The sequence below is a fragment of the Gordonia sp. AC31 genome (assembly GCF_031844505.1).
GTDB classification, from domain to species: domain Bacteria; phylum Actinomycetota; class Actinomycetes; order Mycobacteriales; family Mycobacteriaceae; genus Gordonia; species Gordonia hongkongensis.
Genome location: NZ_JAUZVK010000011.1, coordinates 118193 through 142184, shown reverse-complemented (window position 1 = coordinate 142184; position 23992 = coordinate 118193). Strand labels below are relative to the sequence as shown.

27 protein-coding genes are annotated in these 23992 nt (G+C 66.8%); 18 read left to right on the top strand and 9 right to left on the bottom strand.

Annotation, left to right across the window (positions count from 1 at the left end; all coding sequences use genetic code 11):
* Nucleotides 1–195: 195 nt before the first annotated feature.
* The 3 genes from secY to map are packed head-to-tail and all read left to right on the top strand — an operon-like array spanning nucleotide 196 to nucleotide 2927.
* A complete protein-coding gene (gene secY, locus Q9R39_RS14940) occupies nucleotides 196–1524 on the top strand; it encodes a preprotein translocase subunit SecY (RefSeq protein ID WP_058251974.1) in 1329 nt (442 codons plus the stop codon).
* The gene (locus Q9R39_RS14935) at nucleotides 1521–2075 is read left to right on the top strand and encodes an adenylate kinase (protein WP_004023564.1); all 555 of its coding nucleotides are present in this window, start codon (nucleotides 1521–1523) and stop codon (nucleotides 2073–2075) included. The genes secY and Q9R39_RS14935 overlap by 4 nt, the downstream gene beginning before the upstream one ends.
* Before the next feature lie 54 nt (nucleotides 2076–2129).
* Nucleotides 2130–2927, top strand: a complete 798-nt coding sequence (gene map, locus Q9R39_RS14930) for a type I methionyl aminopeptidase (protein ID WP_311277700.1) — start codon at nucleotides 2130–2132, stop codon at nucleotides 2925–2927.
* A gap of 92 nt (nucleotides 2928–3019) precedes the next feature.
* On the opposite strand, the gene Q9R39_RS14925 is transcribed toward map, so the two are convergent.
* Nucleotides 3020–4630 carry a DUF222 domain-containing protein gene (locus Q9R39_RS14925; RefSeq protein ID WP_311277699.1) on the bottom strand — a complete coding sequence of 537 codons (1611 nt, stop codon included), beginning with the start codon at nucleotides 4628–4630 and terminating at the stop codon, nucleotides 3020–3022.
* Nucleotides 4631–5012: 382 nt separating this feature from the next.
* Here Q9R39_RS14925 and Q9R39_RS14920 point away from each other — a divergent pair, with 382 nt between their 5' ends.
* The 6 genes from Q9R39_RS14920 to Q9R39_RS14895 all read left to right on the top strand — a co-directional run bounded on the left by Q9R39_RS14920 (nucleotide 5013) and on the right by Q9R39_RS14895 (nucleotide 12576).
* Nucleotides 5013–5783, top strand: coding sequence for a hypothetical protein (locus tag Q9R39_RS14920; protein ID WP_238994925.1), 771 nt, complete (start codon nucleotides 5013–5015; stop codon nucleotides 5781–5783).
* Nucleotides 5784–5930: 147 nt separating this feature from the next.
* A complete protein-coding gene (locus tag Q9R39_RS14915) occupies nucleotides 5931–8009 on the top strand; it encodes a phosphatidylglycerol lysyltransferase domain-containing protein (RefSeq protein WP_311277710.1) in 2079 nt (692 codons plus the stop codon).
* An 88-nt stretch (nucleotides 8010–8097) separates the two neighbouring features.
* Nucleotides 8098–9012: a carbohydrate ABC transporter permease gene (locus tag Q9R39_RS14910; protein ID WP_171011599.1), complete on the top strand. Its 915-nt coding sequence runs from the start codon at nucleotides 8098–8100 to the stop codon at nucleotides 9010–9012.
* Nucleotides 9013–9140: 128 nt separating this feature from the next.
* On the top strand, nucleotides 9141–9977 hold the full coding sequence (locus Q9R39_RS14905; RefSeq protein ID WP_311277698.1) for a carbohydrate ABC transporter permease: 837 nt from the start codon (nucleotides 9141–9143) through the stop codon (nucleotides 9975–9977).
* Between the two features lie 105 nt (nucleotides 9978–10082).
* A complete protein-coding gene (locus Q9R39_RS14900; protein WP_311277697.1) occupies nucleotides 10083–11396 on the top strand; it encodes an ABC transporter substrate-binding protein in 1314 nt (437 codons plus the stop codon).
* Nucleotides 11397–11445: 49 nt separating this feature from the next.
* The gene (locus tag Q9R39_RS14895) at nucleotides 11446–12576 is read left to right on the top strand and encodes a sn-glycerol-3-phosphate ABC transporter ATP-binding protein UgpC (RefSeq protein ID WP_311277696.1); all 1131 of its coding nucleotides are present in this window, start codon (nucleotides 11446–11448) and stop codon (nucleotides 12574–12576) included.
* On the opposite strand, the gene fdhD is transcribed toward Q9R39_RS14895, so the two are convergent.
* Genes fdhD through Q9R39_RS14870 form a run of 5 tightly spaced genes read right to left on the bottom strand, consistent with a single transcriptional unit; the run spans nucleotide 12548 to nucleotide 15518 of the window.
* A complete protein-coding gene (gene fdhD / locus Q9R39_RS14890) occupies nucleotides 12548–13414 on the bottom strand; it encodes a formate dehydrogenase accessory sulfurtransferase FdhD (protein WP_311277695.1) in 867 nt (288 codons plus the stop codon). The two genes, Q9R39_RS14895 and fdhD, sit on opposite strands and share 29 nt — an antisense overlap.
* Before the next feature lie 40 nt (nucleotides 13415–13454).
* A complete protein-coding gene (dtd, locus tag Q9R39_RS14885; protein ID WP_247449919.1) occupies nucleotides 13455–13904 on the bottom strand; it encodes a D-aminoacyl-tRNA deacylase in 450 nt (149 codons plus the stop codon).
* 40 nt (nucleotides 13905–13944) lie between these two features.
* Complete coding sequence (locus Q9R39_RS14880; protein WP_311277694.1) at nucleotides 13945–14694, bottom strand: SIMPL domain-containing protein; 750 nt, start codon at nucleotides 14692–14694, stop codon at nucleotides 13945–13947.
* On the bottom strand, nucleotides 14691–15083 hold the full coding sequence (locus Q9R39_RS14875; protein ID WP_058251965.1) for a phage holin family protein: 393 nt from the start codon (nucleotides 15081–15083) through the stop codon (nucleotides 14691–14693). The genes Q9R39_RS14880 and Q9R39_RS14875 overlap by 4 nt, the downstream gene beginning before the upstream one ends.
* 27 nt (nucleotides 15084–15110) lie before the next feature.
* Complete coding sequence (locus Q9R39_RS14870) at nucleotides 15111–15518, bottom strand: iron chaperone (protein ID WP_259936263.1); 408 nt, start codon at nucleotides 15516–15518, stop codon at nucleotides 15111–15113.
* 184 nt (nucleotides 15519–15702) lie between these two features.
* Between Q9R39_RS14870 and infA the strand changes: the two genes are divergently transcribed.
* The 8 genes from infA (at nucleotide 15703) to truA (ending at nucleotide 20512) form a co-directional block, all read left to right on the top strand.
* Entirely contained in the window at nucleotides 15703–15924 is a 222-nt protein-coding gene (gene infA, locus Q9R39_RS14865) for a translation initiation factor IF-1 (protein ID WP_004023539.1), read from the top strand.
* 117 nt (nucleotides 15925–16041) lie between these two features.
* Nucleotides 16042–16155, top strand: a complete 114-nt coding sequence (gene rpmJ, locus Q9R39_RS14860; RefSeq protein WP_005207978.1) for a 50S ribosomal protein L36 — start codon at nucleotides 16042–16044, stop codon at nucleotides 16153–16155.
* 210 nt (nucleotides 16156–16365) lie between these two features.
* Nucleotides 16366–16734, top strand: a complete 369-nt coding sequence (gene rpsM, locus Q9R39_RS14855) for a 30S ribosomal protein S13 (RefSeq protein ID WP_004023537.1) — start codon at nucleotides 16366–16368, stop codon at nucleotides 16732–16734.
* Nucleotides 16734–17141, top strand: a complete 408-nt coding sequence (gene rpsK / locus Q9R39_RS14850) for a 30S ribosomal protein S11 (RefSeq protein WP_004023536.1) — start codon at nucleotides 16734–16736, stop codon at nucleotides 17139–17141. The genes rpsM and rpsK overlap by 1 nt, the downstream gene beginning before the upstream one ends.
* Nucleotides 17142–17165: 24 nt before the next feature.
* Nucleotides 17166–17771 carry a 30S ribosomal protein S4 gene (rpsD, locus tag Q9R39_RS14845; RefSeq protein ID WP_058251964.1) on the top strand — a complete coding sequence of 202 codons (606 nt, stop codon included), beginning with the start codon at nucleotides 17166–17168 and terminating at the stop codon, nucleotides 17769–17771.
* 91 nt (nucleotides 17772–17862) lie between these two features.
* On the top strand, nucleotides 17863–18915 hold the full coding sequence (locus Q9R39_RS14840; RefSeq protein WP_058251963.1) for a DNA-directed RNA polymerase subunit alpha: 1053 nt from the start codon (nucleotides 17863–17865) through the stop codon (nucleotides 18913–18915).
* A gap of 81 nt (nucleotides 18916–18996) precedes the next feature.
* Entirely contained in the window at nucleotides 18997–19617 is a 621-nt protein-coding gene (gene rplQ / locus Q9R39_RS14835; protein ID WP_065631830.1) for a 50S ribosomal protein L17, read from the top strand.
* Nucleotides 19574–20512 carry a tRNA pseudouridine(38-40) synthase TruA gene (truA, locus tag Q9R39_RS14830; protein WP_311277693.1) on the top strand — a complete coding sequence of 313 codons (939 nt, stop codon included), beginning with the start codon at nucleotides 19574–19576 and terminating at the stop codon, nucleotides 20510–20512. Before rplQ ends, truA begins: the two co-directional genes overlap by 44 nt.
* 87 nt (nucleotides 20513–20599) lie before the next feature.
* Here truA and Q9R39_RS14825 read toward each other — a convergent pair whose 3' ends face one another.
* From Q9R39_RS14825 to Q9R39_RS14815, 3 genes are read right to left on the bottom strand one after another with little or no spacing between them, the layout of a single operon-like run.
* Nucleotides 20600–21265 carry an NINE protein gene (locus Q9R39_RS14825; RefSeq protein WP_311277692.1) on the bottom strand — a complete coding sequence of 222 codons (666 nt, stop codon included), beginning with the start codon at nucleotides 21263–21265 and terminating at the stop codon, nucleotides 20600–20602.
* A 59-nt stretch (nucleotides 21266–21324) separates the two neighbouring features.
* Nucleotides 21325–21849 carry a hypothetical protein gene (locus tag Q9R39_RS14820; protein WP_311277691.1) on the bottom strand — a complete coding sequence of 175 codons (525 nt, stop codon included), beginning with the start codon at nucleotides 21847–21849 and terminating at the stop codon, nucleotides 21325–21327.
* Between the two features lie 34 nt (nucleotides 21850–21883).
* The gene (locus Q9R39_RS14815) at nucleotides 21884–22960 is read right to left on the bottom strand and encodes an alpha/beta hydrolase (RefSeq protein ID WP_311277690.1); all 1077 of its coding nucleotides are present in this window, start codon (nucleotides 22958–22960) and stop codon (nucleotides 21884–21886) included.
* A 241-nt stretch (nucleotides 22961–23201) separates the two neighbouring features.
* Between Q9R39_RS14815 and Q9R39_RS14810 the strand changes: the two genes are divergently transcribed.
* Nucleotides 23202–23828 (top strand): DedA family protein, encoded by a 627-nt coding sequence (locus Q9R39_RS14810; protein ID WP_058251958.1) that lies wholly within the window; start codon nucleotides 23202–23204, stop codon nucleotides 23826–23828.
* Nucleotides 23829–23992: the final 164 nt, after the last annotated feature.

Below are 23992 nucleotides of genomic sequence, written 5' to 3'. Positions count from 1 at the left end.
CGCGGTCGGGCGGCAGCATCGCTGCCGCCCGACCGGGGCGTTTCGGTGTGACTGTTAGAGTCTCAGAGGTTGTCCTGCCGGACACGCCCAAGACTGCCGCATCCCGAAAGATCATCGTCGATTGCCGAGCACACGGGGGTCGGGTCGCACCGACCCGGAACGTAGACCTCGCGTGGTCGTTACTAGGAGGAGTTAGTGCTTTCCCCCCTCTTCGCGGCCATTCGGACGCCGGATCTGAGGAAGAAGATCCTCTTCGTTCTCGGCATCATCATCCTGTATCGGCTGGGAGCGACCGTCCCGTCGCCGGGTGTCGACTACCAGGCCGTGCAGGCGTGTCTCGACGAGGTCTCGTCCGGTGAGTCGAGCTCGGTCTACTCCCTGATCAACCTGTTCTCCGGCGGCGCGCTGCTGCAGCTGTCGGTGTTCGCGATCGGCATCATGCCGTACATCACGGCGGCCATCATCGTGCAGCTGCTGACCGTGGTCATCCCGCGCTTCGAGCAACTCCGCAAGGAGGGCCAGGCCGGCCAGGCCAAGATGACGCAGTACACGCGCTACCTGGCCGTGGCCCTCGCACTCCTGCAGTCGACGGGCATCGTGGCCCTCGCCGATCGTGGCCAGCTCCTTCCGCAGTCCTGTGCGCAGAGCGGCGAAGTCCTCAACGACCAGAGCATCTTCGGTCTCTCGATCATCGTGCTCGTCATGACCGCCGGCGCCTGTGTCGTCATGTGGTTCGGTGAGCTCATCACCGAGCGCGGCATCGGCAACGGCATGTCGCTGCTGATCTTCGCCGGTATCGCCGCGCGTATCCCCGCCGAAGGTCGCACCATTCTCAACAGCCGCGGCGGACTCGTCTTCGCCCTGGTCTGTGTCGCCGCGCTGATCATCGTCGCCGGCGTAGTGTTCATCGAGCAGGGTCAGCGTCGCATCCCGGTGCAGTACGCCAAGCGCATGGTGGGCCGCAAGATGTACGGCGGGTCGTCGACCTACCTGCCGCTGAAGGTCAACCAGGCCGGCGTCATCCCGGTGATCTTCGCCTCGTCGCTGCTGTATCTGCCGCAGCTGATCGTCGAACTCACGCGCAATCCCGATGGGACGCAGTCGACCTGGCAGGAATACGTCACCAGGTACCTGACCGATCCGAGCAACGGCGTCTACATCGCCGTCTACTTCCTGATGATCATCTTCTTCACGTACTTCTACGTGGCGGTGACGTTCAATCCGGAGGAGCGCGCCGACGAGATGAAGAAGTACGGTGGATTCATCCCGGGCATCCGTCCGGGAGCGCCCACGGCCGAATACCTCGGGTATGTGCTCAGTCGCATCACGCTGCCGGGCTCGATCTACCTCGGTATCATCGCGGTACTCCCGAACCTGTTCCTCGAGATCGGTAACAGCGGCAACGTCCAGAACCTGCCGTTCGGTGGTACGGCCGTACTGATCATGGTCGGCGTGGGTCTGGACACGATGAAGCAGATCAACAGTCAGTTGATGCAACGCAAGTACGAAGGATTCCTGAAGTGAGACTTGTCATTCTCGGCCCGCCCGGAGCAGGTAAAGGCACCCAGGCGGAGCTTTTGAGCGAAGCACTCGGGATCCCCCACATCTCGACCGGTGACCTCTTCCGCGCCAACATCTCCCAGGGCACCGCCGTGGGTGTGGAGGCCAAGAAGTACCTCGACGCCGGCAACCTCGTCCCGTCCGAGATCACGGTGGACATGGTCCGCGCCCGCGTCGGCGAGCCGGATGCGTCGAAGGGTTTCATCCTCGACGGTTTCCCGCGCTCGACCGAGCAAGCCGACGCGCTGAACGACATCCTGGCGAATCTCGACGCCTCGCTCGACGCCGTGCTCTCGTTCGTCGTCGACACCGACGTCGTCGTGGAGCGCATGCTGGCGCGTGGCCGCGCCGACGACACCGAAGAGGTCATCCGCAACCGGATGGACGTCTACACCCGGGAGACCGCGCCGCTGCTCGCGTACTACGGCGACCAGGTCAAGACGATCGACGCGGTCGGTGACATCCAGGGCGTCCATCAGCGCGTCCTGAGCGCGCTCGGCGCCGGCGTCTCCTGACCCCGCTGGGTTCTGATCGCACAGTCTCCGACAACCGAGGAATCGCTGTAGGGCATGGGTTTTCGTAAGCGCAAGCGCGTCGTCCCCTTCCGCACTGCGGGCGAGCTCGATGCCATGGCCGCGGCGGGAGCGGTCGTCGGGGCCGCGCTCGTCGCGGTGCGCGATGCGGCGAAGCCGGGGGTCAGCACCCTCGATCTCGACGAGGTCGCCGAATCCGTGATCCGGGGGGCCGGGGCGGTGCCCTCGTTCAAGGGCTACCACGGCTTTCCCGGATCCATCTGCAGCTCGGTGAACGACGTCGTCGTCCACGGCATCCCGTCCGCGGACGTCGTTCTCGCCGACGGCGATCTGGTGTCGATCGATTGCGGCGCCATCCTCGACGGCTGGCACGGGGACTCGGCCTGGACCTTCGGGGTCGGGGAACTGTCCACCGCCGACGAGGAACTCTCCGAGGCGACGCGGTTGTCGATGGAGGCGGGGATCGCGGCCATGGTCGACGGCGCGCGCCTCACCGACATCTCCCACGCCATCGAACTCGGCACGCGCGCCGCGGAGAAGAAGTTCGGCCGGCCCTTCGGCATCGTCGACGGTTACGGCGGCCACGGCATCGGCCGCGAGATGCACATGGAACCGTTCCTGGCGAACGAGGGTGAACCCGGCAAGGGGCCGACGCTCGTGATCGGCTCCACCCTGGCCATCGAGCCGATGCTGACGCTGGGCACCACGGACACCACCGTCCTCGACGACGACTGGACAGTCGTCACCGACGACGGGTCGCGTTCCGCCCATTGGGAACACACCGTCGCGGTGACCGCCGACGGACCCCGCATCCTCACCCCGCGCCCGGTCTGACTCCACGCCAGTGCGGGATTCGTACCGGGAACCGATACGAATCGCGCACTGTAGGGCTTGAAGTTGTTGGGTGCTGTCCTGTTGTTGCGCGGTCAGTTTCGTACCAGGAGTTCGGCGAGACACGCCTCGACCGGCGTATAAGTCTGGCCCGGGCGCAGTGGCGGGAGGGCCGCTGGCCAGTAGTCGACGATCGGCCATACGGGTTGTTGCTGGGGGCGTGTCTGATCGCCGGACGTGTTGCGTCCGTGGATCTCTCGCCGCACTTGTTCGAGGTGTGCCTGCAACCGCTTGGGTATGTCGGGTCGGCGGTTGATGTGTTCGGGGTTGGGCGGTGCGCCGGGTTCGGCGTTGAGTCGCCAGAGGCAGCGGCCTTCGTCGGGTCCGGATCGGACGATCCGGGTGGTGTATTGGCCGGGTGCGTCGCCGACCATCCGGTTATGACGGGGACAGGCGGGTGCGAGGTCGTCGATGTCGGTGAGGCCGCCTTTGGCCCAGTCCTTGTGGGCGTGATGCATGTCGACGTGGGTGGCGGGTTGGTCGCAGCCTGGTGCCGAGCACACTTCCCCGTCGGGGCGGGCGAAGGAGACGAGGCGTTGTTCGCGGGTGGCGAGGCGTTTGCCCCGTCCGAAGTGCAGCGGAACGGTGGTGGCGTCTTTGAAGATCGCGAGCCACGGTTGCATGTCGGCGGCTATCGCGATCAAGTCCCGGATGGGCAGCAGGGTGCCGGTGGCGGTGGTCGCGAGTCCGGCTTCTCGGATCAGGTCCCCGAGGTCGGCTTTGACGATCAGTTGCACGGGCAGGCCTCGGTGCGAGGTGCCGAGAGTCCCGTCGGCGAAGCCTGCGGCCAGGGCGGCGTCGAGGGCGTCGTGATTGGTCTGGGCGAGGGTGCGGCCGTCGCGGTCGGCTGCGGCTGTGAGGGCTTCGGGGTCGGCGGCTCCGGCCGGTCCGCTGGGTGAGGCGGGGTCGTCGGGGTTGTTGAGTCCGGGTTTGCCCCAGACGGCGAACATCATGGTGAGTCGGGCGGCGAGTGCGGGTGTCAGGGTGCCGGAGATCTTGGCGGTGCCGTCAGCTCGTTGCCGTCCTATCCACAGGCCGCGGCGTCGTTTCTGGTCGGTGTCGTCGGTCAGGGTGCCGTCGGGGTCGAGGTGGGCAAGCAGCCGCGCGCCGAGTTGGGTGATCTCGGCGGGGGTGTGGTCGGTGGCGATCTCGGCCATCTGTCGTTCGGCGGCGACCTTGATGTCGTGGTCGATGGTGCCCGGGATGCGGTCGAGGACGTCGAGGGTGGCTTGTACGTGGGCGGTGCCGACCGCGCCTTGTGCGAAAGCTTCGGCGAGGTAGGGGTATTCGGGTGGGAGTACCTCGCCGCCGAGGCTGGTGCGGTGGGCGGTGGCGTCCATCTGCTTACGGCGTCGCATCGGGTTGGAGACGCGTAGCCGGTGGGTCATGTACTGCATGAGGGTGCGGCACCCTGCTTTGCGGGGCAGGTCGCGGGCCTCGACCTGATCGATCTGCCGGTCACCGGCGACGGTCAACCGTGCGATGGCGCGTTCGGTTTCCGCGGTCACGTCGGCGAGTTCGGCATCGGTACACGGCGACAGATCCACGGTCTGCAACTTGTCGAGGGTGCGGTGGAGATCGGCAACCAATTCGACCGCACGAGGGGTCGGCGCGTCGGTGCCGACGTCTCGTCGGGAATCGAACACGACCTCCCCCCCCTGTGGTGAATCGAATGTGGGTCCAACTCTACCGGCTATTCGGTTGGTGTGCAACGAGTTTCGTCTTCTCGTGGGTGACGGACGGTTGTCGGTGGGGGATGGTAAGGCGGTTCGCGCCACAGCGCGGAGTGCATCATCTCAGCGGTTTGGTAGGCCGCGAGCAGTGATCCCATGGCGTGCGGCATCCGTCACCGATACCGTCGGCGAGATGGCCCGCACCCAAGAGATCCTCGCTACGCCACGCGGACGATTCCTCTGCGCGAACATGGCATTCCGTTACGCCACAGGTGAACGGGTCGATCAGTATCGGCGACCTCGGACATCTCCAGACGTTCAGGCCGCGATTCGGAGCGTCGACGTTGAAGGACTCGTGGCGGCGGATGAATGGGAGCTCCTGGGTGCACTCGGGTACGCGGTGGACTTCGCTCGGTACTGGCAGCCTCCCGACGAGGAGGACATCCGCTATGCCGCACCAGAAGTCGTTGCGCTCCTCGAGCCGATAGCGGGGGTGCTGCTCCGCCATCCGGTCTGTGCGTGGTGGGACGACCCGGTCGATCTCGCGCTCCAGCGTGTGATCGCCTACCCGTTCGGAAACGAGGCACTCCCGGAGTCCGCCCTGCCGTACCGGAGCGAGCGCGTGCGGTGGGATGAGTGGCGGGCCCACGTCGAAGCCGGCGAGGCGCGCTCGGGACGGGAGTACGAGCGCAATCCTCACCGCACGTTCAGTGACGAGTGGTGGTCGACGCCGTATGCCGCGGGGACGGTGCAGACGACGCGTGCCCGCCCGGGCCTCGGCGCATTGCAGCTCATCGCCGAGGAAGACACTTCGATCGGCGATGAGGCCCGAGTCTGCACGGTGTCCGTCAGCGAATTCGCGCGGGTGTACGAAATCGCGGCACCCGCGGACTGTGCTCGGCTGGTCGACCGTTACCCACTCGAGGTGACCGCGTCGAGGAGATGGGACTGGTACAACACCATCGGGCGGCATCGCCGCTGGTTCATGCCCGACTGGCGAGCCGTCGCCGCCGACCTCGATGCCGTCCATGTGAGCGTCAACGGTTATCTGACGAGCGCGGGGATCGAGATCCCACTCCAGGAGCGGGACGGGGCCACGGTGCTGGCCGGATGGGCCCGGACGTGACGTGGTGGCTCGACCCAGGTTCCATCTGCATCGGCGATGTGCCCGTCCTGTGGCGTCGTGACGACGAACGGTGGGTTCCAGCGTCCGGCGCGTGACCGATCAACCAGATGACCGTGTGCGGCGGGCCGTGTCGTCGTACCGTTGACCATGCATTCCGACGTCTCCTGGCTCACCGTCGTGCGGCGGCTTCCGTTCACCGTCGCCCTTGCGGCGGCCCTGCTGATCGTCGGCGCGACGACCGGATCGCTGTGGGGTAGGGCGAACGACAAGTCGTGGTATCACGAGGTGGCCTTCGGGCTTCCCTCCCTTCGGGAGGGCAAGTGGTGGACGCCGGTCAGCTCCGCGTTCGTCGAACCCGGGCCCTGGCTGTACCTGCTGGCGCTGGTGGCGGTCGTCGTCGGAATGGGTTGGGCCGAGTGGCAATTGGGCACCGTGAAGGCTGTTCTGGTCGGTGTGGGCGGCCACCTGATCGCATCCCTGCTGACGGTGTTGCTGCTGTGGTTGCTGTCCTCCGAGGTGACGTCGTGGCGGTGGGCGGAACAACTCGCCGAGTCGCGCGCCACCGGGGTGGGGGCGTTGGTGGTCTCGGCGGTCGCGGTGGCCTCGGCGACCGTGCGTTCGCCCTGGCGGCTACGTGTCCGGGTCCTGTTGGGGGCGGTCGTCTCGGTGGCCTTCTTGTTCGAGGGGACCCTCGCCTCGGTCGAGTACGTTCTCGCCGCGATCATCATGCTGATCGTGGGGGAGAAGTTCTTCGCCACCAACGAACATGGCTGGGTGCCGCGTACCCGGCGTGAGGTCCGCATGCTGGGTTGCGCTGCCCTGCTGGTCATCGCGGGTGCGAACCTCCTGGTGTTCCTGTTCCCGGGCAGCGGGCCGCTCGGGCCGACCGACGCCGGGGACGACTCGGTGTTCACGATGCTCATCGGCCTCGTCGTCAACGTGCTCATCGCCGATCAACTGCGGCGGGGTAAGCGGTGGGCGTGGTGGGTGGCCGTCGTCCTCGGTGCACTCAACGTCATCGCGACCCTCCTGGCGGTGATCCTGGTGGTCTTCACCGACGTGTCGTCCGAGGGCGCCGTGACGCTCGGAACCACGTTGCTCTGGGTGCTGGTCCTGGCCATCCTGATCCCCGGCCGGTTCGCGTTCGCGGTGCCGTGGCGCGTGCGTCAGGTCGGTGCATCCGGTTCGGACGACGATCCGGTCGGCCGCGTCAAGGAACTGCTGCGGGTGCACGGCGGCGGCACGATGTCGTGGATGACGACCTGGCCGGGCAACAGCTACCAGTTCACCGGCGCTGCGGGCGATCTCGACGACCAGTCCGTCGTGACCTACCGAAAGCACGTCGGGACCATGGTGGCCCTGGCCGACCCGGTGTGCGCACCCGAGCGGTTGGCCGACGCCTTCGTCGACCTCGCGGAGAGCGCCGGCGCGACTCCGTGCTGGTTCTCGATCGGCTCGGCGACCTCGGAGATCGTCACCGGACGCGGATGGCTCAGTGTGCAGATCGCCGAGGACACGATCGTCGACCTGCCGGGTCTGGAGTTCAAGGGCAAGCCTTGGCAGCACGTGCGATCGGCGATGAACAAGGCCACCAAGCAGGACATCTCGATGCGGATGGTCTCGCTGGCCGACGAGTCGTTCGCCGTCAAGACCCAGGTGCGCGCGATCTCGGAGGAGTGGGTGGGGGACAAGGGCCTTCCCGAGATGGGGTTCACCCTGGGCAGTGTCGAGGAGGCGATGGACCCCGCGGTCCGGGTGGCACTCGCGGTGGATCCGACGGGCAACGTGCACGGCGTGCTCTCGTGGCTACCGGTGTACGCGCCGGGTGGCGACGTCGCGGGATGGACGCTCGACATCATGCGACGCCGTACGGACGGGTTCGGGCCGGTCGTCGAGTATCTCATCGCCTCGTCGGCAGTCGCCTTCAAAGACGAGGGTGCGCAGTTCATCTCGCTGTCCGGAGCGCCGCTGGCGCGAACGGGCGACTTCGACGCCGAGCCGCTCGACAAACTGCTCGACACGCTGGGCGCCGCGCTCGAGCCCTATTACGGATTCCGCTCGCTGCACACCTTCAAGAAGAAGTTCAATCCCCGCTACGAGCCCGTCTACCTGGCGTTCCGCGACGAATCCGACCTTCCGCGTATCGGTGTGGCCATCTCCAGGGCGTACCTGCCGGATGCCACTACCGGCCAGCTGATCCGGCTGGCGGCGTCACGAGGGGACTGACCCGCCCGCCCCGGCTGTGAAGGCATCGTTCACGGGAATCGCCGCCTGAGTTCACCATCCGGTCGTCTCCTACGGCGAGACTTCGCCAGTGTCATCGGTCGACGAACATGTGCTGCCCGCAACGGGGCGGCGTCCCTGGCGAAGCCATGGGCTGTTCCTCCTGCTCGTCGTGCCGAACCTCGTCCTCCTCGGCGTGTTCACGTATCGACCGCTCGTCGAGAACATCCGGATGTCGTTCTACGACTGGAACATCGCCGAGGCGGGAGCGACGTTCGTCGGGATCGACAACTACCTCGAATGGTTCACCCGTGCCGATACCCGGGTGATCGTCGCCAACACCGTCATCTTCACGGTCGCCGCTGTCGTCGGCAGCATGGTCATCGGCCTGGCGCTCGCACTGTTGCTCGACCGTAAACTGCGCGGCCGAAATCTGGTGCGATCGGCAGCTTTTGCTCCGTTCGTGCTGTCCGGGGCGGCGGTCGGCATCGCTTTTCAGTTCGTCTTCGACCCCAGTTTCGGCCTCGTCAACGACGTGATGGTGCGCCTCGGACTGGGCTCTGCACCTGACTTCTACCAGCAGCCGTCGTGGGCACTGTTCATGATCACGGTGACCTACATCTGGAAGAACCTCGGTTACGCGTTCGTCATCTATCTGGCTGCGCTGCAGGGTAAACGGACCGATCTGGACGAAGCGGCCGCGATCGACGGAGCCGGCTGGTGGACCTATTTCCGCAAGGTGCTGTTGCCGCAACTGCGGCCCACGACGTTCTTCCTGTCGATCACCGTGCTGCTCAACTCGTTACAGGTGTTCGACATCATCAACGTGATGACCCGGGGCGGCCCGTTGGGCAATGGCACCACCACGATGGTCTACCAGGTCTACGAGGAGAGTTTCGTCAACTTCCGTGCCGGCTACGGCGCCACCGTCGCGACCGTCATGTTCGTCGTCCTGCTGGCCATCACGGTGATCCAGGTGCGCATGATGGACAGGGGAGCGCGATGAGGCCCGTCACCACGAGTCCGGTGTCCGGACGGGTGTCCGGACGGGTTGCCACGCCGGGGCGCACAGACGAGTCCAGACGTCCGCCGGCGGGCCCCGGGCAGAAGCGACGGCGCCCCGGCGGTGAGGCGATGACGCCGGCCACCCGCCGACGACTGGCCGACGCGTGCGGGTACGCGGCGATGACGGTGGTGCTGGTGATCATCGCGCTGCCCCTGGTGTGGATCCTGGTGGCGTCGTTCAAGGATCGCACCGAGATCTACGTGCAACCGGCCGTGTGGTGGCCGTCGACGTGGCGTCCCGAGAACTACGTCGAGGCCACGACGTCGGTACCGTTCTGGAGCTACCTGCGCAACTCGGTCATCGTGACCTCGATCCTCGGCGTGGCCAAGTTCGTGCTGGGCGTGCTGAGCGCGTACGGGCTGGTGTTCCTGCGCTTCCCGGGCAAGAACATCGTGTTCGTCGTCATCATCGCCGCGCTCATGGTGCCCAACCAGATCACCGTCATCACCAACTACGCCCTGGTGGCCCAACTGGGACTGCGGAACACCTTCATCGGCATCATCCTGCCGCTCGCCGGTGTCGCATTCGGGACCTTCCTGATGCGCAATCACTTCCTGTCCATCCCACCCGAGATCATCGAGGCGGCGCGGATGGACGGGGCGGGTCACTTCCGCCTGCTCACCAGAGTGGTGCTGCCGCTGTCGATCCCGACGATGGTCGCCTTCGCGACGATCACCCTCGTCAACGAGTGGAACGAGTACCTGTGGCCGTTCCTGATGGCCGACGACGCCTCGGTCGCCACGCTACCCGTGGGATTGACCCTCCTGCAGAACAGCGACGGTCTCACCAACTGGGGCCCGGTCATGGCGGCAACCGTGCTCGCGATGCTGCCGATGCTCGTCCTCTTCCTGGCCCTGCAACGGCACATGATCAAGGGTCTGACCTCCGGGGCCGTCAAGGGCTGACCGGCCGGCACCCCACCAGCCAGAACACCAGGCACGAGAACGCCCAGCCCGAGAACCATCATGCACGAGAACGACTGACACACAGACGATCGAAGGAGACGACAGATGATGAACATGTCCCGGCGCGGGTTCCTCGCCGCGTCCGCGACGGCCGCGGCCGGTGCTCTGGTGGCCGCATGCGCCGGAACCTCGGGTGACGGCGGTTCGTCGTCGGGCGACGCCTCGAAGCTGAGCTTCTGGTCGAATCACCCCGGCAAATCCATCGAGGTCGAACGAGGACTCATCTCTCGGTTCGAGGCGGCCAACCCGGGCATCACCGTGCAGCTCGTCGACGCCGGCAAGAACTACGAGGAGGCGGCGCAGAAGTTCAACGCCGCGCTGTCCGGCGGTGCCGTGCCCGACATCATGATCCTGTCCGACGTCTGGTGGTTCAACTTCGCGCTCATCGGCGCGATCAGCCCCCTCGACGACCTCTTCGGCCGTGCGAACGTGAATACCGCCGACTACGTCGATTCGCTGGTCGGCGACTACAAGTGGAACAACCAGACGTGGGCGTTGCCGTACGCGCGGTCGACTCCGCTGTTCTACTACAACAAAGACGTGTGGCGCCGGGCCGGCCTGCCCGACCGCGGCCCGCAGACCTGGGACGAGTTCGACGACTGGGGCCCGCGGATCCAGACCGTGGTCGGCGGCGACAAGCGCGCGCACGGCTGGGGCAACGCGACCGACTACCTCGGATGGACCTTCCAGGGGCCGACCTGGACATTCGGCGGCGCCTACTCGAACGACTGGGAGCTGAAGTTCACCGATCCGAAGACCGTTGCGGCCGCGCAATATCTGAGCGACTCGATCAACACGAAACGGTACGCGAAGATCTCCAACGACATCGCCGGCGACTTCAGCGCCGGCATCATCGCCTCGACCATCGCCTCGACCGGCGATCTGTCGGGCATCACGGAGAACGCCGCCTTCGACTTCGGTACTGCTTTCCTGCCCGCGCCGCAGGGGGTCTCGGGTTGCCCGACGGGCGGTGCCGGTCTCGCGGTCCCGGCCAAACTGTCCGACGAGCGCAAGGTCAACGCGCTGAAGTTCATCGAGTTCATCACCAACACCGAGAACACCGCCTACTTCTCGCAGAATGTCGGCTACATGCCGGTGCGCAAATCCGCGCAGGACGACCCGTCGATGGTCGCGTTCCTGGAGAAGAACCCGAACTTCGCCACCGCCATCGAGCAGCTTCCGCGGACACAACCGCAGAACAACGCGCGGGTCTTCGTCCCCGGCGGCGACAAGATCATCGGCACCGGTTACGAGCGCATCGGCCTGCAGAACGCCGATGTCGCCGCGACCCTCGCCGACACCCAGCGCCAGATCGCGCAGATCTACGAGGCGCAGATCGCGCCGAAGCTCCCGTCATGACGGGCGACGTGGCGTGGCCGGTTGTGGGCCGGCGACGAGGGGGCCGGTCGTGGCATCGGTGACCTTCGACGGCGCGACCCGGCGCTTCGCCGACGGCCAGAAACCCGCCGTCGACTCGCTCGACCTGGCCGTCGACGACGGCGAGTTCATGGTCCTCGTCGGACCGTCGGGATGCGGGAAGTCGACGAGTCTGCGGATGGTCGCGGGTCTGGAGTCCGTCGAGTCGGGGGCGATCCTGATCGACGACGTCGACGTCGTCGGAAGGGCGCCGAAGGCCAGGGACGTGGCGATGGTCTTCCAGAACTACGCGCTCTACCCGAACATGACGGTCGCCGACAACATGGGATTCGCACTGCGCAACGCCGGGATGAGCAAGGCGGACACCGCGTCCCGGGTCGGTGAGGTCGCCGAGATGCTGGAACTCACACCGCTTCTCGACCGCAAACCGGCGAAGCTGTCCGGTGGGCAGCGACAGCGGGTCGCGATGGGTCGTGCCATCGTGCGACGTCCCAAGGTGTTCTGCATGGACGAGCCGTTGTCGAATCTCGACGCCAAGTTGCGGGTGAGTACGCGTGCCCAGATCGCGGCCATGCAGCGGGAACTCGGCATCACGACGCTCTATGTGACCCACGACCAGGTCGAGGCGATGACCATGGGACACCGGGTCGCGGTGCTCGATCACGGTGTGCTGCAACAGGTCGGGAGTCCGCGTGAGATCTACTCACGGCCCGCGAACCTGTTCGTGGCGTCGTTCGTGGGCTCACCGCAGATGTGTCTGATCGACGCCCGGGTGGACGCGGGCATCGTACGCCTCGGTGGCGCCGAGGTCCGGGTTCCGCCGTCGGTGCTGTCGTCGGCGTCCGCGGGCGACGTCGTCGTCGGTCTGCGTGCCGAGTCGTGGCAGGTGTCGGCTGCACCGCAGGCCGGGAACCTCACCGCAACGGTCGATCTCGTCGAGGAGCTGGGGGCCGAACAGTTCGTCTACTGCAGCGCGGACGTCCGGTTGCGCGGGAGTCGCATCGTCATCCGTGTCGATCATCGCCGGACGATCGAGGTCGGTGACGTGATCGGGCTGACCCCGGAGGTCGACGAGACGTACTGGTTCGATCCGATCAGCGGGGTCGCCCTCGACGACCCGCGTCGTCACGACCTCAGCGCGGGACCGAAACCTCTTCGGTGATCGCGGCCTCGGGCAGGGAGATCCGATCGGGACGGCTGTATATCACCATCGACTCGCCGCGAGAGAAGCCGACGAGCGTGATGCCGAGATCGTCGGCGGCGTCGGCCGCCAGTGACGACGGCGCGGAGACCGCGCACAGCATCGGGATTCCCGCCATCGCGGCTTTCTGGACGAGTTCGAAGCTCGCGCGGCCGGAGACCTGGAGGACGGTGCCCGACAGGGGTAGTCGGTCGGCGAGAACCGCCCACCCGATCACCTTGTCCACGGCGTTGTGCCGACCGACGTCCTCCCGGACGGCGAGCATGCGACCATCCGCGTCGAACAGCGCGGCGGCGTGCAGGCCACCGGTCTTGTCGAAGACGCTCTGTTCGGCGCGCAACCGGTCGGGGAGGTCCAGGACCGTCCCGGCGGCCACGGTCATGGTGTCGGCGGCGGGATCATGGACCGACGCGGTGTGGACCGCGGCGATGCTGTCCTTGCCGCAGATGCCGCATGCACTCGTAACGGGGTTGGCGCGGACCAGCTCGGAACCGGGTGGGGGCACATGCGGGGCGAGCGTCGCGTCGATGACGTTGTAGGTGTTGGCGCCCTGTGCGTCGGTGCCTGCGCAGTAACGGGCCGTCGAGTAATCCGCGCCGGTGGTCACCACACCTTCGGAGACCAGGTAGCCGGCGACCAGTTCGAAGTCGTGGCCGGGAGTGCGCATGGTGACCGCGAGTGTGCGCCCGCCGACCCGGATCTCGAGCGGCTCTTCGACGGCCAAGGTGTCCGCGCGCTGTGTCGGCTCAGCGTCGCGTCGGACGCGGGTGACACGGCGGCGTGCGGTGATTCGTCCCACCAGCACCACGGTAGTCCTGAGACTGTTCGTGGCTGCGGTCTCAGACGTCGAGCACCAGGGTGACCGGGCCGTCGTTGACGAGACCGACTTCCATGTGCGCGCCGAAACGGCCGGTGGCCACCGTCGCGCCGGCGGCCCGGAGCGCGTCGACCACCGCGTCGACCAGCGGTTCGGCGACGGGCCCGGGCGCGGCGGCATTCCACGAGGGGCGCCGGCCCTTTGCGGTGTTGGCATAGAGCGTGAACTGGCTGATCACCAGAATCGGGGCGCCGAGGTCGGCGGCGGCCCGTTCGGGGCCGTCCCCGCCGTCGAAGATCCGCAGGCGCCAGATCTTGTCGGCCAGCTTGCTCGCGTGGTCGACGGTGTCGTCGTGCGTGACCCCCACCAGGGCGACGAGGCCCGCGGCGCCGGGCGGGATGTCGAGCTCGCCGACGACCTCGCCGTCGACGCTCACACTCGCTCGGCTGACGCGCTGGAGAACGGCGCGCATCGATCCTCCGATCTCCGGGTGCGGTGCACGGACGGGGTGTTCAGTCCAGCGCGAACGTGACCGTGACGGTGAAGGTGAGTTCCTGCTGGCCGGGCTCGACCGGTACGGGCGCGGCCGCCACGTCGCGTTCGAAGGTACCGGGCGAGACCGGCTGTTCCTGGCCGCTGGTGCTCTCCTTGATGGTCAGCACGTCGCCGAGCGAGTCGCCGGCGAGACCGGCGTACTGCTGTGCGCGGCCCCGGGCGTCGGTGAACGCGGCTTCGCGCGCCTTCTCGAGGAGTTCCGAGTCGTCGTCGATGGCGAAGGCGACGTTGTTGATGCGCGTGTTGTCCCCACCGGCGGTCGCGGCGGCGCTCAGCACGGTCGACGCCGTAGAGATGTCGCGGATGGTCACGCGGATGGTGTTGGTCGCGGTGTATCCACTGATCTGGCTCGAACCGCCGGGTGCGGCACTCGAATACTGCGGGTTCACCGACACCTGCTGCGTGGCGACGTCCTTGCGCTCCACTCCGGCCGCGACGACCGCGTCGGTGACCGCGGTGACCTTGGCGCTCGTCTCGTTCAGCGCGGTCGTCACATCGGACGCGGTCGCCTCCACGCCGATGTCGGCGCGCAGGGTGTCCGGGGTGCCGCTGACCTGGCCCGACCCGACGACGGTCACCGACCGTGGCTGCCCGCCGGTGTCGCTGCCGCACCCGGCCACCACCAGGACCACGGCGGCGAGCGCCGCGAGGACCGATGTCGTCCGGAGTGCGGGGCGCAGTGTGTCGGCGCCGCGTGTACTCGTCATCGGTCGACCGGGTCGCGCATCAGCAGGGCCAGGAGCCACCCGACCACCGACACGACGATGGCGCCGAAGATCGCCGACCAGAAGAAGTCGTCGACCTCGAGCCCCCAGTGCGTGGTGTTGCGGGTGATCCACGCGGTGAGCTCCAGCATCAACGCGTTGATGACGATGTGGATCAGACCGAGCGTGAGGATGTAGAAGGGGATCGCGATGATCTGCACGATCGGTTTGATGATCGCGTTCAGGACGCCGAAGATCACGGCGACCACCAAGGCGATACCGACCTTCTCGGCGGTCGTCGAACCGCCCACGAAGTCGATGCCCGGCACGATCAGCGTCGCGACCCACAGGGCCACCGCGGTCAGCACGGTGCGGACGAGGAAGGCAAGCATGAGCGACAGTGTGCCAGCACCCTCGCCTCAACCATCGATCTGATCGCGACGGAACGTCATCATGGCGCGGATCGCGTCGTCTGACGGAGGGGCGTCGGGCTGGAAACGTACGGTGCCCTTCTGGACGTCGAATCCCGCGAGGAACGGCCGCCCGGCGTCGACCGCGTCGGGGCTGAACGGGTACAGCCCGATGTGCTTCTTGGTGCGGATCACCGACAGGAGCGGGCTACCGCGATACGTCAGGGCCGGCATCCCGTAGCCCTTGCCCTGCGCGGTGCCGGGGACCGTGTCGCGGGAGACGTCATAGAACCGGGAGATGACCGCGCGGTCGTCCGGGTCGAGCCCGTCGAGATAGTCGTCGACCGTCCCCATCCGCTTGGACCTCCTTGCGACGCCGCGCACGCATTTGGCCTGGCCTGCCTGTTCGCGTAGCATGGACCGTCGGTGCGCATCGCGCGCCGGGCCTCGGCGTGTCAGCACGTGGGTCCGGTCGGCGCACACCGGGTGCAGGTCCTCGCGGACCGGTGCCCACACCCTAACGGACAAACACTGATTCAACCCGGCCAATGGGCCGCGACGTCGCCCGGATGTCGTGGTCACGGCCAGGATCGCGGAGGACATGGCGAAGAAAGACGGGGCCATCGAGGTCGAGGGTCGAGTGATCGAACCCCTGCCCAATGCGATGTTTCGTATTGAGCTGGAGAACGGACACAAGGTTCTCGCCCACATCAGCGGCAAGATGCGGCAGCACTACATCCGCATCCTGCCCGAGGACCGGGTCGTCGTGGAACTCTCGCCCTACGACCTGGCTCGTGGGCGAATCGTGTACCGCTACAAGTAGGACTTTCCCGGCGTCGCCGGGGACAGACTTCCCGGACATCCGTTCGGGAGGAGACCGACACCCACGTGTACGGCCGTTTCGGCGTGCGCGCGGGCGAGCCGAGCAGGAGAGATTGACGTGAAGGTTCAGCCGAGCGTCAAGCCGATCTGCGAGAAGTGCAAGGTGATCCGTCGTAACGGTCGGGTCATGGTGATCTGCGAGAACCTGCGTCACAAGCAGCGTCAGGGCTGATCACGCGCACCCTCCGGGTCGCTTGAGTCAGAACAACTGAAGATCGACAACTCAATACACAAGGACCTCCCAACACCAGCGGCGACAGACGCGTCACCGCCTACCTCCGGATCAGAGGCCGGAGCCCACGAGGCCGGACACACGGTTCGGCACCAGCTCGCGGGACGGACTGGGAGCAGACCTCTGAAAATCGAAAAGGAAATCCGCCACATGGCACGTGTTGCTGGTGTGGATCTCCCCCGCGAGAAGCGGCTGGAGATCGCACTGACCTACATCTACGGAGTTGGGCGCACCACCTCCAAGGAGATCCTCGAGGGAACGGGCCTGAGCCCTGACCTCCGAGCGAAGGATCTCACCGACGCAGACGTCTCGAAGCTGCGTGAGTACATCGAAGCCTCGGTGAAGGTCGAGGGTGACCTCCGTCGCGAGGTGCAGGCCGACATCCGTCGCAAGATCGAGATCGGCTGCTACCAGGGTCTGCGCCACCGTCGTGGCCTGCCCGTTCGTGGACAGCGCACCAAGACCAATGCCCGCACTCGCAAGGGCCCGAAGAAGACCATCGCCGGGAAGAAGAAGTAATGCCTCCGAAGTCTCGTAGCGCAGGCCCCAAGAAGGGCACCCGCCGTCGCGATAAGAAGAACGTCCCGCACGGCCACGCACACATCAAGTCGACGTTCAACAACACCATCGTGTCGATCAGCGATCCCAGCGGCAACATCATCAGCTGGGCATCGTCGGGCCACGTCGGTTTCAAGGGCTCGCGCAAGAGCACCCCGTTCGCGGCTCAGCTCGCGGCCGAGAACGCTGCGCGCAAGGCCCAGGAGCACGGCGTCAAGAAGGTCGACGTGTTCGTCAAGGGACCGGGTTCGGGTCGCGAGACCGCCATCCGCTCCCTGCAGGCAGCCGGCCTCGAGGTCGGCACCATTTCCGATGTCACCCCGCAGCCGCACAACGGTTGCCGTCCGCCCAAGCGGCGTCGGGTCTAGCGGGAAAGGGAGGAACAGAGAAACATGGCTCGTTATACCGGCCCCGCAACCAAGAAGTCTCGTCGTCTTCGCGTCGACCTGATCGGTGGAGACGCTGCATTCGAGCGCCGCCCCTACCCGCCCGGCCAGCACGGCCGCTCGCGGATCAAGGAGAGCGAGTACCTGCTCCAGCTGCAGGAGAAGCAGAAGGCGCGCTTCACCTACGGCGTCCTGGAGAAGCAGTTCCGTCGCTACTACGAAGAGGCGAACCGTCGCACCGGCAAGACCGGTGACGAACTGCTGAAGATCCTCGAGACCCGTCTCGACAACGTGATCTACCGCTCCGGCATCGCGCGTACCCGTCGCCAGGCCCGCCAGCTGGTCAGCCACGGCCACTTCACCGTCAACGGTGTGAAGGTCGACGTGCCCAGCTACCGCGTCAGCCAGTACGACATCATCGATGTCCGCCCGAAGTCGCTGCAGACCGTCCCGTTCCAGATCGCCAAGGAGCTCGTCGGCGATCGTCCGGTTCCGGGTTGGCTCCAGGTCGTGCCGTCGACCCTGCGTGTTCTCGTGCACAGCGTGCCCGAGCGTGCCCAGATCGATGTCCCGCTGACCGAGCAGCTCATCGTCGAGTTCTACTCCAAGTAGTCCTTCGAGCAACACCCGCCCGACAGCAACAGCTGTTCGGTACACCCTCGAGGCCGTCATATAGCGGGCGGCCAAAGGAGAGATCCACAGAATGCTCATCTCACAGCGACCCACCCTCACCGAGGAAGTCCTCGCCGAGAACCGCTCGAAGTTCGTCATCGAGCCGCTCGAGCCGGGCTTCGGCTACACCCTCGGCAACTCGCTGCGTCGTACCCTGCTCAGCTCGATCCCGGGTGCAGCCATCACCAGCATCCGCATCGACGGTGTCCTCCACGAGTTCACCACCGTGGCCGGGGTCAAGGAGGATGTCACCGACATCATCCTGAACCTCAAGGGCCTCGTGGTCAGCTCGGACGAGGACGAGCCGGTCACCATGTACGTGCGCAAGCAGGGTCCGGGCACCGTCACCGGTGCCGACATCGTGCCCCCGGCCGGTGTCACCGTGCACAATCCCGATCTGCACATCGCCACCCTGAACGACAAGGGCAAGCTCGAGATCGAGCTCGTCGTCGAGCGGGGCCGCGGCTACGTCCCGGCCGTGCAGAACAAGGCGTCGGGTGCCGAGATCGGCCGCATCCCGGTCGACTCGATCTACTCGCCGGTGCTCAAGGTGACCTACAAGGTCGAGGCCACCCGTGTCGAACAGCGCACCGACTTCGATCGACTGGTGCTCGATGTGGAGACCAAGAACTCGATCAGTGCGCGTGACGCGCTGGCATCGGCGGGCAAGACCCTGGTGGAGCTGTTCGGGCTCGCCCGGGAGCTCAACGTCGAGGCCGAGGGCATCGAGATCGGGCCGTCGCCGGCCGAGGCCGACCACATCGCCTCGTTCAGCCTGCCGATCGAGGATCTCGAGCTGACCGTTCGTTCCTACAACTGCCTCAAGCGCGAGGGTGTGCACACCGTCGGCGAGCTGGTTGCGCGGACCGAGTCGGATCTGCTCGACATCCGCAACTTCGGTCAGAAGTCGATCGACGAGGTCAAGGTCAAGCTGCACGCGCTCGGTCTGTCTCTCAAGGACAGCCCGGCCAGCTTCGATCCGTCGCAGGTCGCGGGTTACGACCCGGCCACCGGCACGTGGTCGGAAGACGCGTCCTTCGACGCCGATTCCGGTGAGGATTTCGCGGAGACCGAGCAGCTGTAGTCGCTACGACGCGGCGGTAGCTGTCACTGCCCAACCCTGACTTCCGCATCGAGTGATGCGGGGTCCTCCTAGGAGAAGACAATGCCCAAGCCCACCAAGGGTGCCCGCCTCGGCGGGTCGGCCAGCCACCAGAAGGCGATGCTGGCGAATCTCGCCACCTCGCTCTTCGAGCACGGCCGCATCACCACCACGGAAGCCAAGGCCAAGCGCCTGCGTCCGTACGCGGAGAAGATCATCACCCACGCCAAGGCCGGCAAGCTGGCCAACCGCCGTGAGGTGCTGAAGGACATCCGTGACAAGGACGTCGTGCACACGCTGTTCGACGAGATCGGCCCGTTCTTCGCCGATCGTCCCGGTGGCTACACCCGCATCATCAAGACGCTGCCGCGCAAGGGCGACAACGCCCCCATGGCCGTGATCGAGCTGGTGCGCGAGTCCACCGCGTCGAGCGAGGCCAGCCGCGCGACCCGCGTCGCCGCCTCCAAGAAGGCCGCCGAGGACAAGCTCGACGCCACCGAAGAGGTTGTCGCTGATACCGATTCGGCTGACGCGAACGTGGTGGAGGCCGTCGAGGCCGACGCCACCGATGCCGAGGTCGCCAACGCCGAGGCTGTCGCCGAGGCCGTCGACGACGAGTCCACCGCCGCGACCGCTCCCGATGCCGAGGCAGCCGGAGCCGACGTCGACGGTGAGAAGAAGTAGTCGACTGAGTCGAGAACCGCAGACCGAACCCGTCGGCGCCGATTCCGGTGCCGGCGGGTTCTGTCGTCTCCGCTTCGACATCTCGTACGACGGCACCGACTTCGCCGGATGGGCACGGCAGGTCGGCCAGCGCAGCGTGTGCGAGGAACTCGAGACCAGGTTGTCGACGGTCCTGCGGGTGCCGGTGCGGCTGACGGTGGCGGGGCGCACCGACGCCGGTGTGCATGCCACTGGGCAGGTCGCGCACGCCGAGGTTCCGCGGTCGGTACTGGAGACCCGATCGATCGCCGGCGACCCCGCGACGCTCGTCGGGCGTCTCGCGAAGATGTGTCCCGATGACGTCCGGGTGACGGCCGTGCGCGTCGTCCCGGAGGAGTTCGACGCTCGGTTCTCGGCGCTGCGCCGGCATTACCGCTATCGGTTGACCGATGCACGGTGGGGTGCCGAACCGGTGGTCGCGCGGACGACCGCGACATGGCGTCGGCCGCTCGACGTCGACGCGTTGAACGCGGCATCGTCGGAGTTGCTCGGCCTGAACGACTTCGCGGCGTTCTGCCGTCGGCGGGAGGGTGCGACCACGATCCGGGAACTGCAGCGGTTCTCTTGGAGACGGGACGCCGAAGGAGTCCTCGTCGGCGAGGTGAGCGCGGACGCGTTCTGCTGGTCGATGGTGCGGTCGCTGGTCGGCGCGGTCGCGAGTGTGGGCGACGGCAGGCGCGACATCGACTGGTGCCGTGGCCTTCTCGAGGAGCGGGAACGCAGTAGCCAGGTACCCGTCGCCGAGGCCCGGGGTCTGTGCCTGGTCGGCGTCGACTATCCCGCCGACGACGAACTCGCCGCTCGCAACACGGTGACCCGCGACGTGCGCGGGTCGACCGGTTGCTGCGGTGGGTGACCACCCGCCGTCTCGCCGGGTCCCCGGAGTTGTTGTGACACAGAAGGCCCCGGGGACGGATCCCCGGGGCCTCCTCGAGCGCAGCGGTCAGTTGCCCAGCTTGAGGCCGTTCTTGTCCCGAACACTGCCGGTCAGCATCATGATGCCGTCGACCAGCGCCCAGATGGCGACACCGAAGATGATGACGAACCCGATCAAGAAGATCGCGGTGATGTAGCCGAGGATCGTCAGGCCGAGTTGGATCGCGCCGGTGGTGTTGTCGCCGATGTAGAAGCGCCCGACGCCCAAGCTGCCCAGGAAGATCTGCAGCAGGCCGGCAACCAGCTTCGACTTGTCGGACAGCGGTTCGCCGGTGGCCGGGTCACGGCCGTAGGGAGCAGTGGGGTCGGGAGCGCCGCCGTAGCCGTAACCGGGCGCCGCGGGATACCCACCCTGCGGAGCCCCGTACTGCTGGGGTGCGCCGTACTGCTGCGGTGCCCCGAACTGCTGGCCCCCGTACTGCTGGTCGCCGTACTGCTGGGGTGCCCCGTACTGCTGGCTCCCGTATTGCTGGTCGCCGTACTGCTGGCTCCCGTACTGCTGGTCGCCGTACTGGGGATAGCCGCCGCCGGGCTGCGAGGTCCCCGCGGTACCGAACTCCGAACCCCCCGGCTGCTGGCCGGGGTCGGTGCCGTACGACGGCGAGGCGTCGGCCGGTGGCTGCTTGACGAACGGGTCGTGGGGCTTGTCGCCCGGGTTGTCTGGTGTGGTCATCGGGTGGTCCTCCTCGTGACTGGATGGAGCGGCGTGCTCATCTCGAACGTGCGGGCGGCTCAGGCGACGGTAGCCAGTTCGCGTGCGTAGTACACGCGACCGGACACATCGCTCATCGTCCAGGGCGACGTGGCGGGGATGTTGGTGACGTGCATCGCGCCGCCCGCGCCCCGGACCCGTACCTGGATGAAGCCCGTTGTGCGCCGTTCTTTCATCAGCAAGAACAGCAGACTCAGAAAGCAGATCAGAAAGAACCCGACGAGCGCCAGCACCAGGCCCGTCTGCGACATCTGTTCGGAGGACACGGACATGTCGGTGACCTCCCACTGCGAACCCGCGAGCGGGAACGTGCCCGACGGCGTGATCACGTGGTGCTGGGTGCACGTGATGTCACCGATGACCACGAGCGGCGGCTCGGGTAATGCTGCGGCACCCGCGTCGAAGAACGGCCCGGGCGGCGCGTAACCCATGCCGGGGCCCGGGAATTGGGCGGGAGCGGGCACGAAGCCGGGACTGGAGTCGTAGGCGTTCGGCTGATGCGGCAACGGACGGGTGCCGTCATTGCCATTCCCCGGGTACGTCATCCCGCAATGGTGGCATACGCGAGTGTGTTTCGGGTCAGGTGGCGTTGCGCTCGTCTCCGAAGGCCTCGAGCACCTCGTCGACGGTCTCGTCGTCGCCGACGAACTGCTCCGGATGGGCGCCCTCGGACATCAGATGCCGCCAGTTGAGCGGGTCGAATTCCACCGGCGCGTGGCGCGCGATGAAGTCGATGACGATCCGGCAGAACCGTTCGGGGTCGTCGTGGAACGGGAAATGTCCTGAGCCGGAGAAGGTCTCGAACTCCGAGTGTGGGATCGCCGAGTGCGCCAGTTCGCCGTGGTGATGGGGGATCACGATGTCCCGGTCGCCCCACACGAGCAGGACCGGCAGGCGCTCGGTGAGGTAGCAGCGGTCGAGCATCGTGACGGACTGGCCGCGCCAGTCGACGACGGCGCGCAGAGTACGGAGGAAGGCGGCCGACGCGGTGGGGTCGGCAAGCCCACCGAGGACCCGCATGAGGTCCACGTGGTCGGCCAGTAGATGTTCGGGCGTGGCCGAGGACGGGAACAGGGGCGGCACCGGCGCGGCGACGATCGCTTTCGCGAGCGTCGTGAGACCAGGGATCACGCCGGGGACGCGGAGTACCGACAGCACCTGCGGGACGACGGGCAGCGAGAACAACCGCAGGGCGGGGTTGACGTCGCGGGTGACCCCGCCGGCCGCGACCAGCACCAGGCGCTCGACGAAGCGCGGGAACTGATAGCAGAACTGCATCGCGACGCCGCCGCCCAGGGAGTGGCCGACGACCGTCACCTTGCTGATCCCCAGGACGACGAGGAGGTCGCGCATGCCGTTGGCGAAGGCCGGCACCGAGTAGTCGGCGCGTGGCTTGTCCGATTCCCCGTGGCCGAGCAGGTCGGGTGCGATGACGGTGTAGTGCTGCGCGAGGATCGGGATGACCTCGTCCCACGTCGACGAGTTGTCACCGATGCCGTGGATGAGCAGCAGCGCCGGACCGCTGCCGGCGATCCGGTAGGCGCGCCGGTAGCCGTGGATGGTGTGGTACTCGATGCGGACGTCGGTGTCGGAGACCGGACGCAGCGTCGGACCGGACGTCGTGGTCGGGGACGGATCCCGGTGCTTGGTGGGCACTGTCTCTCCCCTCGGTGTCGCTCGGGCGGTGTCGGTCGCGTCCTCGCGACGGAGCGGTGGATGGCAATGGGCGTTGTCCCGCTAGGCGTCGAGTAAACCGCATCACCGGTCGTCGTGCGCGTCGGGTGCCGGGCGCCGGCTGCGACCTGGGTTGCCGGGATCTGAATGGTTGCCGACGCTTTGCCACGTCGCGACGGTCACCGGGCCCCGGCGGGTCGCTGCGCCACTAGTGTTGGATTCGATGAACCCCTTCGACATCGAGTCCTTCGTGGCCACCGGTGGCCTCATCGGACTCTGCGTGCTGATCTTCGTGGAGACCGGCATCCTGGTCGGGTTCATCTTTCCCGGCGACTCGGTGCTCTTCACCGCCGGCGTGTTCGCCGCACAACCCGATCCCTTCGCACCGCTGTGGCTGTTGTGCCTGGCTGTGCCGCTGGCGGCGATCATCGGCGACCAGTGCGGCTACTTCATCGGCCGCCGTGTGGGGCGCGGGGTGGTCGAGGGCAAACTGATGCGCACCATCGGACCCGAGTATCTGGCCAGGACGAACCACTACTTCGACCGCTTCGGGCCGCTCACCGTGTTCTTCGGCCGGTTCATCGGGATCGTCCGCACCCTGACCCCGCTGGTCGCCGGCTTCAGCGGCATGCCACATCGGACGTTCACCCTCTTCAGCGTGCTCGGCAGTTTCACCTGGGCGGCCGGGATCATCCTGCTCGGCTACTTCCTCGGCAACATCCCGGTCATCCGCGACAACATCGAGATCTTCATCATCGCCTCCGTGTGCACGATCGTCATACCGACATTCATCCACTTCGGTCGGCGCTGGCGGATCGCGCGGCGCGATCGGCGCGCCGAGACGCCCTGAGGCGAACCGCCGGTCCCTGAGGAGCGCACGGAGCTTGCGGATAGGCGCGACCAACCCACGCTCCCTGAGGAGCGCCCGGAGCTTGCGGAGGGCGTGACCAACCGCCGCTCCCTGAGCCTGGATCCGTGGATGGGTGCGGGGTGTCGGTAACGTGAAAATGCCCT